Source organism: Mesorhizobium sp. M7A.F.Ca.CA.002.05.1.1 (assembly GCF_003998335.1).
Classification (GTDB): Bacteria; Pseudomonadota; Alphaproteobacteria; order Rhizobiales; family Rhizobiaceae; genus Mesorhizobium.
The window spans coordinates 1-9,401 of record NZ_RZQI01000146.1 but is presented as its reverse complement, the minus strand read 5'-3'; the positions used below and the strand labels follow the sequence as shown (position 1 = coordinate 9,401).

Here is a 9,401-nt window from a genome sequence, read left to right as displayed (position 1 = left end):
GTGCAGGGCGACAGGATCGTCGGCTGCGTCTTTGCCCTTGAGAGGGCGGCGGACCTTTATGTCGGCAAGTTCGCGGTCGCGCCGGACCGCCAGGGACAAGGCATTGGCCGGCGGCTGATGCAGGCAGTCGAAGACCTTGCCCGTAGCCGCGGCAAGGCCGCCGTCGCGCTTCAGACGCGGATCGAGCTGACCGGGAATCATGAAGCCTTTGCTCGCCTCGGCTTTCGCGAAACTGAACGGACGGCGCATGAGGGCTATGCCAGGCCGACCTCGATCACCATGCGCAAAGCTATCTCGTAAGGTTTATCTTACGGTTTGTGGGCCGCGACAGCGTCAGGTCCTGAGCGGCAGCACCCGATCCGGCGGGCGGTGGCCGTCGACGAAGGCACGGATATTGATGATGACCTTCTCGCCCATATCGATGCGGCCCTCGAGCGTCGCCGAGCCCATATGCGGCAAAAGCACGACCTTGTTCTTGGCGGCGAGCTTCAGCAGCTTGCTGTTCAAAGCCGGCTCATGCTCGTAGACGTCGAGGCCGGCCCCGGCGATCTTGCCGTCCTGAATCAGCTTGACCAGCGCTTCCTCGTCGATGATGTCGCCGCGCGCGGTGTTGACGACATATGCGGTGGGCTGCAGCAGCGCCAGCCGCCGCGCTGAAAGCAGATGGAAGGTTGCCGGCGTCGAGGGACAGTTGACCGAGATGATATCCATGCGGGCCAGCATCTGGTCGAGGCTTTCCCAATACGTCGCCTCCAGCCCGTCCTCCACGGCCGGCAGCACGCGGTGGCGGTTGTGGTAGTGGATCGACAGGCCGAAGGCCTTGGCCCGTCTGGCGACGGCGGTGCCGATTCGCCCCATGCCGACAATGCCGAGCCGCTTGCCCCAGATGCGCCGGCCCAGCATCCAGGTCGGAGACCAGCCGGCCCATTTCTTGTCACCGGTGAGCACATTGGCGCCTTCCGCCAGCCGCCGCGGCACCGCCAGCATCAGCGCCATGGTCATGTCGGCGGTGTCCTCGGTCAGGACATTCGGCGTGTTGGTGACGGTGATGCCCCTCTTGGCCGCGGCCGCGACATCGATCTTGTCGACGCCATTGCCGAAGTTGGCGATCAGCTTGAGGTTGTCGCCGGCCTGGGCGATCAGTGCGGCGTCGATCTGGTCGGTTACCGTCGGCACCAGCACGTCGGCCTCCTTGACTGCCGCGACCAGTTCCGGCTGCGTCATCGGCCGGTCCTCGACATTCAGCCTTGCGTCGAACAACTCGCGCATGCGGGTCTCGACCGGGTCGGGCAGCTTTCGCGTGATGACGACGAGAGGCTTCTTTTTGCCTGCCATTGTTTCCCTCCCGAGTACTTGCCGCAATTCCGAACGCAAAACCGCATCACACTTTTGCTGGAATTGCTTCTAACCCGATCTCGTTGAGACCTCTTTAACCAAGACCGGCGAAACTGAAAGCCGGTCGCGGTGCCGATTACTCCCTGTAACAAGCGGTGCCGCCGAAGACAAAGAAAAAGGGGCGCCGAGGCCGATGGGCAAGCGCCGAAAGGAATGAAAGTGTCTGGTTTCGCGTCGCTTCGCCTGACCCTCAGCGCAGCATTTCTCGGCGCTCTGCTTTATTCTCCGCTTGCCGTGGCGCAGAGTGCCGCTGCACCTGCCCAGGGCGTCGTCACGCTTGGTCCGAGTGGCCTGCCGCTGCCGCGCTTCGTCAGCCTGAAATCCGGCCGCGTCAACTCGCGCGTCGGTCCCGGGGCCAACTACTCGGTCGACTGGATGTATATGAAGGCCGGCCTGCCGATGGAGATCATCCAGGAATTCGACACATGGCGCCGCGTGCGCGATGCCGATGGTTCGGAAGGCTGGATCAACCAGTCGCTGCTGTCCGGCCGGCGCACGGCAATCGTTGCTCCGTGGCAGCGCGGCAAGGGTGCCCAGATCAACCTTCTCAACAGCCCCAACAAGGACGCAAGGGTGGTCGCGATGGTCGAGCCGGGCGTCATGGGCACGATCAAATCCTGCGACGGCCAGTGGTGCGAAATGACATTCGATGGCCACACAGGCTGGCTTGCCCAGTCGATCGTCTGGGGCGCCTATCCCGGCGAACGGGTCAAGGACTGATTCTTGACCCAGAATCTTAACCCCGATCCTTCACGGCCCGGTTTGGGTGTGTTGAAATTCAGGTCAGCCTAGCGCCCGATACGGCCGAGATGGGTGTCCTGAAAGCCGGTTGGCAGCTTCAGGCCATAGGCCAGCGCACGGTCGATGGCGATGTGCGCGATCCAGATCAGCGCAACCGCCATCGCGGCCGCATTGCCCCACATGTGCCCGCCGAGCAACAACAGCACGGGCACGGTAAGGGGGCCTCGCCGGTCATTCGCGGCGTTTGGGGCGCAGCCTCACCACGATATCGACATTGGCGATCTCCATCCCTTCCGGCGGCTCCGGCAGGTTGGCGACCGTCACCGGACCACTGTCGATGTCGAATATGCGGTTTTCGCCTTCGATGTAGAAATGGTGGTGGTCGGAGGTGTTGGTGTCGAAATAGGTTTTCGCGCCCTCCACGGCGAGGATGCGCAAAAGTCCCGCCTGGGTAAACTGGTGAAGGGCATTGTAGACGGTGGCCAGCGACACCGGCACGCCGGCGGCAACCGCCTCCTCGTGCAGTTCCTCGGCCGACAGATGCCGGTCGCCCTTGGCGAAAAGCAGATCGGCCAGCGCAATGCGCTGACGCGTCGGCCTCAGGCCAGCTTCACGGACCCGCTTGTCCACAGCGACATTTTCCTTCCGGCCGTCCAGGTCCATCTTCTCGTCGAACCCCACAGTTCCGCCCCAAGACACGCCCAGAATGGCAAAAAAATGAACGTCTGCCGAAACCGGACCTCTCAGGACATATATTCTGTCGTCCGAATGCGATCAATAGCGCGCATTGACCCAGGCAGACGAGCAGGCTAAGCGCAAACGCCGGTTTCCGGCCTGAAACAGATTGTGTTAGGAAACCAACGACAAGGGCACCCGATAGCCCGGAACGATATGGGGATGAGATTGATGGCGGGTAAATCCAGCTACGAGTACGACGAATTGCTGGCCTGCGCCCGCGGCGAACTGTTCGGACCGGGCAACGCCCAGCTTCCCTATCCGCCGATGCTGATGTTCGACCGCATCACCGAGATCAGCGAGACGGGCGGCGCCTTCGAGAAGGGTTTCATCCGCGCGGAGTTCGACATCAAGCCGGACCTGTGGTTCTTTGCCTGCCATTTCATCGGCAATCCGATCATGCCGGGGTGCCTCGGCCTCGACGCCATGTGGCAATTGACGGGCTTCTATCTTGGCTGGCTGGGCGAACCCGGCAAGGGGATGGCGCTGTCGACCGGTGAAGTGAAATTCAAGGGCATGGTCACGCCCTCGGTGAAGAAGGTCGAATATGGCATCGACTTCAAGCGCGTGATGCGGGGCCGGCTGGTGCTCGGCATCGCCGATGGCTGGCTGAAGGCGGATGGCGAACCCATATACGCGGCAACGGATTTGAAAGTCGGTCTGTCCAAGCAGTCGGCGGTTGGCTGACCGGCATCCCTGGCCAGCCCTCTGGCCAGCACCCCTGGAAGGAGTTGCGAATGAGACGTGTCGTAGTCACAGGCATCGGCATTGTGTCGTCGATCGGCAACAATGCCAACGAGGTGCAGACCTCTCTGCATGACGCCAGATCCGGCATCAGCTTCTCCGATTCCTTCGCCGAACACGGCTTCCGCTGCCAGGTCTGGGGAGCGCCGACGCTCGATCCATCGGCCATGATCGACCGCCGTGCGATGCGCTTCCTGAGCCAGGGGGCTGCCTGGAACCATGTCGCCATGGATCAGGCGATCGCGGATGCGGGCCTCGGCGAGAGCGACATCACCAATGAGCGCACCGGCATCGTCATGGGATCGGGCGGACCATCCACCCGCACCATCGTCGAAGCTGCCGAAACGACGCTGAAGAACGGCAGTCCCAAGCGCATCGGTCCGTTCGCGGTGCCGAAGGCAATGTCGTCGACCGCATCGGCGACGCTTGCCACCTGGTTCAAGATCCACGGCGTCAACTACTCGATCTCGTCGGCCTGTTCGACCTCGGCGCATTGCATCGGCAATGGCTATGAATTGATCCAGTGGGGCAAGCAGGACATCATCTTTGCCGGCGGCCACGAGGATCTCGACTGGACGATGTCGGACCTGTTCGACGCCATGGGCGCCATGTCGTCGAAATTCAACGACAACGCATCGACCGCTTCCCGCGCCTATGACGCCAATCGCGACGGCTTCGTCATCGCCGGCGGCGCCGGGGTGCTGGTGCTGGAAGAGCTTGAGCATGCCAAAGCGCGCGGCGCGAAAATCTATGCCGAGATCGTTGGCTATGGCGCGACGTCGGATGGTCACGACATGGTTGCCCCTTCAGGCGAGGGCGCAGTCCGCTGCATGCGCCAGGCGCTGGCCACGGTTTCCACACCGGTCGACTACATCAACACCCATGGTACCTCGACGCCGGTGGGAGATTCCAAGGAAATGGGAGCGATCCGCGAGGTGTTCGGCCCAGAGATGCCGTATATCACCTCGACGAAGTCGCTGACCGGCCATTCGCTGGGCGCGGCCGGCGTGCAGGAATCCATCTATTCGATCCTGATGATGCAGGGCGGCTTCATCGGCGAAAGCGCCCATATCGAGACCCTCGACCCCGAATTCGAGGGCATGCCGATCGTGCGAAAGCGCATCGACGACGCCAGGATCGACACTGTCTTGTCCAATTCGTTCGGCTTCGGCGGCACCAACGCCACGCTCGTTTTCCAGCGCTATTCCGCATAAGGATTTGCCGGCCATGGACGGATTGATGAAGGGCAAGCGCGGGCTTGTCATGGGTGTCGCCAACGATCATTCGATCGCCTGGGGCATCGCCCGGAAATTATCCGAACATGGCGCGGAACTCGCCTTCACCTATCAGGGTGATGCCTTCGGACGCCGGGTCAGGCCGCTGGCCGACAAGCTCGGCGCCTCGCTGGTCGTGCCGTGCGACGTCGAGGACAGCGCCTCTGTCGCGGCCACGTTCGAGACTCTGGGCAAGGAATGGGGCGGGCTGGATTTCGTCGTCCACGCCATTGGCTTTTCCGACAAGAACGAGCTGAAAGGCCTCTACGCCGACACCAGCCGGGACAATTTCGTCCGCACCATGGTGATCTCCTGCTACTCCTTCACTGAGGTCGCCCGCCATGCGGCCACCTTGATGAAGGACGGCGGATCGATGATCACGCTGACCTATGCGGGGTCGGTCCGCGTCATGCCGAACTACAATGTCATGGGCGTCGCCAAGGCAGGGCTGGAGGCGAGTGTCCGGTATCTTGCGAACGACTACGGTCCGCGCGCCATCAGGGTGAACGCCATTTCGGCTGGACCGGTGCGCACGCTCGCCGGCGCCGGCATTTCCGATGCGCGCCACATGTTCTCCTACCAGCAGCGAAACTCGCCGCTGCGCCGCACGGTGACCATCGACGAGGTCGGTGGCTCGGCACTTTATCTGTTGTCGGATCTGTCTTCCGGGGTTACCGGCGAAATCCACTATGTCGATTCCGGCTATCACATCGTTTCCATGCCGACGCTCGACGAATTGAAGCAGACCGACGGCGCACGAGACTAACGCCTGCCGCCCAAAGATGCGCGGCGGTTTTAAAATGGCGACATTTGAAGACACGAAGCTTAGGCGCGCCAGTTGAATCCGTTTCAGCGCCAGGCGCGTTGATCCGCTCAAGAAATACTTTCGGTCCAATAAAATTGGATTCATTCGCGGAAACTCATTTTAAGGAGATATCCGCTAGAAAGCCCCGTACTCAGGGGAACTTTCAATGCTCGCCGTCAGCCACCCGAAGCGAACACCGGTGTTCCGACTGCTCACCATAGCGAGTTCGGGTCTCGGCAGTTTCGTCCTCGGGCTCTGGGGCCTGAAGCTCGGTCTCGGCGATGGTTTTGCCGGCATCTCCGCGGACATGATGGTCTCGGTGATGGCCGCTCTTTGCGCACTGGCGGCGTCGGTCGCCGCGATGTCCTTCTTCGCCGGCGTCGATGAATCAGCGGATTTCGTCTTCACGGAAACCCATTTCGACAAGCTGACCGGCCTGGTGGCACGCCCGGCGATGGTCGGCAAGATTGCCGAGGCGGCATGCGCGACCAGCCGGACCGGCGAGCCGATGTTCCTCATCGATATCGACATCGACCGCTTCAAGCAGATCAATGACGCCATCGGCTACAGCCAGGGCGACGAGTTGATCCGCGCCTTCACCAAGCGCTTGAAGACGTGCGTGCCACCGCGCGCGCTGATCGGACGCATCGGCGCCGGTGAATTCGCGATCCTGCTGCCCGACAATCAAGTCTCGGGGTCCTTGGAAAGCACCATAGAGAGGCTCATCGACGAGATGATGGAGCCCTATGATCTCGGTACGCACCTGCAATCGGTCAGCCTGTCGGTCGGCATCGTGGCGATGCCAAAGGACGGCGTCGATCCGGTCCTCATCCTGCGCCGCTCTAATCTGGCGCTGCAGAACGCGCGCGCCAGCGGCGTCGGCAACTGGTCGGTCTTCCATGCCGAAATGGGCAGGGTCGCCGACCATCGCCAATGGATCGAATCCGAACTGCACATAGCCTTCGAACGTGGTGACTTCGACCTTCATTACCAGCCGCAGCTCGATCTCCCGACCGGCCGCATCGTCGGGTATGAAGCGCTTATCCGCTGGCGGCATCCGGAACGCGGCATGATCCCGCCTATGGAGTTCATTCCGATCGCCGAGGAAACCGGCATGATCGGCCCGATCGGCGAATGGGTGCTGCGCAAAGCCTGCAGCGACGCCCGGCATCTGCCCGACGATTGCTTCGTCGCCGTCAACATCTCGCCCGTCCAGTTCATGACCAAGGACTTCGTCGGCATCGTGCACGACGCCATGACGAGCACCGGCATCAAGCCGTCGCGGCTGGAGCTGGAAGTGACCGAGACGGCGATGATGCAGGACCGCGACCGCGCCGCCGCCATCCTGAAGGAGCTTGCGGATATGGGCATCTCGGTCGCCGTCGACGATTTCGGTACCGGCTATTCCAATTTGAGCTATTTGATCGATTTCTCATTCGGCAAGCTGAAGATCGACCGGTCCTTCGTCAGCCGCCTCGACACCGACTCCAGCTCCGGCGCGGTCGTCTCGACGATCGTCGGGCTTTCGCGCGCGCTCGGCGTCAGCATCATTGCCGAAGGCGTCGAGACCGAAAGCCAGGCGACGCTGCTCAGGGCAGCCGGCTGCGAGGTGGTGCAAGGCTACCTGTACGGCAGGCCGGCCCCCCTCAAGATCAGGGTCGGCGACGTGCATGTCACCGATGAGGTCCGACGCGTCGCCAATCTGCATTGAACGCGGTGCATTGTATCAACGACGAGCGACAAGCACCTTGAACATGCCGTCGCGGGCGAGTTCGGCATGGCTCGAAAAAGCGGCCGCCAGGATCGGCTCATAGGGAAGCTGGCGGTTGGCGACCATGAACAGCCGACCACCTGGTTTCAAGGCCTTGGCCGCCGCGCGGATCATGCCGGCGCCGATCTCCGGCTCGGCCGCCCGGCTGCGGTGAAAGGGCGGGTTCATGGCGATCGCGTCGTAGCGCTTCTCGACCGGTTCCTTCAGCAGATCGATCCAGAAGAAATTCCTGGCGATCGACTGGCCGACCCCTGCCAGATGGAGCTTTGCGGCTTCGAGCGAGGCGAAATCGGCCTCATAGAGGTCGAGCGCTGAAATGCCCGGTGAGCGGACGGCGATCTCGGCAGCCAGATACCCCCAGCCGGCGCAGAAATCGGCAATGTTGCCACGCAGATCATTGGGCAGGTTCTCGACCAGCAATTTCGAGCCGGTATCGATCCGGTCGAAGGAAAACATGCCGGGCGCGGTGCGGAACCGGTTTTCAACCAGCAGAGCGGGATTGGCGGCGCGCAGTTCCTCCGCGGCGGCGAGGTCGGCGGGACGGCGTAACCAGAAGGCGATGCCGTGATATTTCGGCAGATGGCCCTCGAGGGGGACAAGTTCGCCGACCCGCTTGCGCAGGCTGGCAATGCCATCGTCCTTGCCGCCGCCAACGACGACCAAGCCGCCCGGCGCCACACGCTCAAGCGCCTCCGCGAGGCGCACTTCGTTCAGACCCCGATGCCGGCCGGCAAGCACAAGTGCCATATCGAAGCCATCGCCTTCCACTTGCGCGGTGACGGCGCAGCCAGACGCCTGCAGCGCGCTAAAATGCGGCCGGAAGCCCTGCACGAGGTGAAGCGTCGCCTCGAAGCCTTCAGGCAGGCGAAAACCCGGCTCAGCGCCGAGAAACAGCACGCGCTCGCCCTTTCCCGGCAAAGCAACAGCCTCGGCCTCGAAGGGATGGAAAAGCGTCTTCAACGGCTCGGCGGACATCGTTCGATCTCGACTTGTCTGGGCTATTTGAAAGTGAAAACCGGGGCTGAAATGAAAACGGGCGCGACATAAGCCGCGCCCGCTTCAATTCATGAACTCAAGACGTTCAGGCGGCGTTTTCTTCGCCTTCGCTCTTCTTGTCGCGGGCGAGTTCCTTGCCGGTGGCCTGGTCAACGACCTTCATCGACAGGCGGACCTTGCCGCGCTCGTCGAAGCCCATCAGCTTGACCCAGACCTTGTCGCCTTCCTTGACCACGTCCGAGGTCTTGGCGACCCGGTCGTTGGCAAGCTGCGAGATGTGGACGAGGCCGTCACGCGGACCGAAGAAGTTGACGAAAGCGCCGAAATCCGCGGTCTTGACGACCGTACCTTCGTAGATCTCGCCGACTTCCGGCTCGGCGACGATGGTGTGGATCCACTTCTTCGCCGCCTCGATCTCCTTGGCGTTGGACGAAGCGATCTTGACCGTGCCGTCGTCCTCGATGTTGATCTTGGCGCCGGTCTTTTCGACGATCTCGCGGATCACCTTGCCGCCCGAGCCGATCACGTCACGGATCTTGTCGGTCGGGATGTGCATCACTTCGATGCGCGGTGCGAACTCACCGAGTTCCGAACGCGCGCCGGTCAGAGCATGCGCCATCTCGCCGAGGATGTGCTGGCGGCCATCCTTGGCCTGGTCCAGCGCGATCTTCATGATCTCCTCGGTGATGCCTTCGATCTTGATATCCATCTGCAACGAGGTGATGCCGTTGGCGGTGCCGGCGACCTTGAAGTCCATATCGCCGAGGTGATCCTCATCACCAAGGATGTCGGACAGAACGGCGAAACGCTCGCCCTCCTTGATCAGGCCCATGGCAATACCGGCGACGGGCTTGGCCAGCGGCACGCCGGCATCCATCAGCGCCAGAGAGGTGCCGCAGACGGTGGCCATCGACGACGAACCGTTGGACTCGGTGATCTC

General features: G+C 62.3%; 11 protein-coding genes. 6 read left to right on the top strand and 5 right to left on the bottom strand.

All coding sequences use genetic code 11. The features are described 5' to 3' along the window. Positions 1–300: GNAT family N-acetyltransferase (locus tag EN939_RS10280; RefSeq protein ID WP_164750933.1), on the top strand; the 300-nt coding region annotated here is incomplete at its 5' end. 33 nt (positions 301–333) lie between these two features. On the opposite strand, the gene EN939_RS10275 is transcribed toward EN939_RS10280, so the two are convergent. Further along, the gene (locus EN939_RS10275; RefSeq protein WP_023811391.1) at positions 334–1,335 is read right to left on the bottom strand and encodes a 2-hydroxyacid dehydrogenase; all 1,002 of its coding nucleotides are present in this window, start codon (positions 1,333–1,335) and stop codon (positions 334–336) included. Between the two features lie 219 nt (positions 1,336–1,554). On the opposite strand from EN939_RS10275, the gene EN939_RS10270 reads away from it, so the two are divergent. Next, positions 1,555–2,115, top strand: a complete 561-nt coding sequence (locus EN939_RS10270; protein WP_127267923.1) for an SH3 domain-containing protein — start codon at positions 1,555–1,557, stop codon at positions 2,113–2,115. A 68-nt stretch (positions 2,116–2,183) separates the two neighbouring features. On the opposite strand, the gene EN939_RS10265 is transcribed toward EN939_RS10270, so the two are convergent. Together EN939_RS10265 and irrA are read right to left on the bottom strand one after the other, a co-directional pair. Then, complete coding sequence (locus EN939_RS10265; protein ID WP_372337958.1) at positions 2,184–2,348, bottom strand: DUF4260 family protein; 165 nt, start codon at positions 2,346–2,348, stop codon at positions 2,184–2,186. Between the two features lie 19 nt (positions 2,349–2,367). Then, positions 2,368–2,799 carry an iron response transcriptional regulator IrrA gene (gene irrA / locus EN939_RS10260; RefSeq protein ID WP_024503471.1) on the bottom strand — a complete coding sequence of 144 codons (432 nt, stop codon included), beginning with the start codon at positions 2,797–2,799 and terminating at the stop codon, positions 2,368–2,370. Between the two features lie 243 nt (positions 2,800–3,042). On the opposite strand from irrA, the gene fabA reads away from it, so the two are divergent. The 4 genes from fabA (at position 3,043) to EN939_RS10240 (ending at position 7,405) form a co-directional block, all read left to right on the top strand. After that, a complete protein-coding gene (fabA, locus tag EN939_RS10255; protein ID WP_013527885.1) occupies positions 3,043–3,558 on the top strand; it encodes a 3-hydroxyacyl-[acyl-carrier-protein] dehydratase FabA in 516 nt (171 codons plus the stop codon). Positions 3,559–3,608: 50 nt separating this feature from the next. Next, positions 3,609–4,829 (top strand): beta-ketoacyl-ACP synthase I, encoded by a 1,221-nt coding sequence (fabB, locus tag EN939_RS10250; RefSeq protein ID WP_127267922.1) that lies wholly within the window; start codon positions 3,609–3,611, stop codon positions 4,827–4,829. 13 nt (positions 4,830–4,842) lie between these two features. Next, positions 4,843–5,655 carry an enoyl-ACP reductase FabI gene (gene fabI / locus EN939_RS10245; protein WP_127267921.1) on the top strand — a complete coding sequence of 271 codons (813 nt, stop codon included), beginning with the start codon at positions 4,843–4,845 and terminating at the stop codon, positions 5,653–5,655. Between the two features lie 205 nt (positions 5,656–5,860). Continuing rightward, entirely contained in the window at positions 5,861–7,405 is a 1,545-nt protein-coding gene (locus tag EN939_RS10240; RefSeq protein WP_127267920.1) for a putative bifunctional diguanylate cyclase/phosphodiesterase, read from the top strand. Between the two features lie 15 nt (positions 7,406–7,420). On the opposite strand, the gene EN939_RS10235 is transcribed toward EN939_RS10240, so the two are convergent. Together EN939_RS10235 and EN939_RS10230 are read right to left on the bottom strand one after the other, a co-directional pair. Continuing rightward, positions 7,421–8,440 (bottom strand): class I SAM-dependent methyltransferase, encoded by a 1,020-nt coding sequence (locus EN939_RS10235; protein WP_127267919.1) that lies wholly within the window; start codon positions 8,438–8,440, stop codon positions 7,421–7,423. 106 nt (positions 8,441–8,546) lie between these two features. Next, a partial coding sequence (locus tag EN939_RS10230; RefSeq protein WP_127267918.1) for a S1 RNA-binding domain-containing protein occupies positions 8,547–9,401 on the bottom strand: 855 nt, incomplete at its 5' end.

Coding starts and splice junctions, on each gene's coding strand:
- EN939_RS10275 (WP_023811391.1), bottom strand. CDS start 1,335: ATGGCAGGCAAAAAGAAGCCTCTCGTCGTCATCACGCGAAAGCTGCCC.
- irrA (WP_024503471.1), bottom strand. CDS start 2,799: ATGGACCTGGACGGCCGGAAGGAAAATGTCGCTGTGGACAAGCGGGTC.
- fabA (WP_013527885.1), top strand. CDS start 3,043: ATGGCGGGTAAATCCAGCTACGAGTACGACGAATTGCTGGCCTGCGCC.
- fabB (WP_127267922.1), top strand. CDS start 3,609: ATGAGACGTGTCGTAGTCACAGGCATCGGCATTGTGTCGTCGATCGGC.
- fabI (WP_127267921.1), top strand. CDS start 4,843: ATGGACGGATTGATGAAGGGCAAGCGCGGGCTTGTCATGGGTGTCGCC.
- EN939_RS10240 (WP_127267920.1), top strand. CDS start 5,861: ATGCTCGCCGTCAGCCACCCGAAGCGAACACCGGTGTTCCGACTGCTC.
- EN939_RS10235 (WP_127267919.1), bottom strand. CDS start 8,440: ATGTCCGCCGAGCCGTTGAAGACGCTTTTCCATCCCTTCGAGGCCGAG.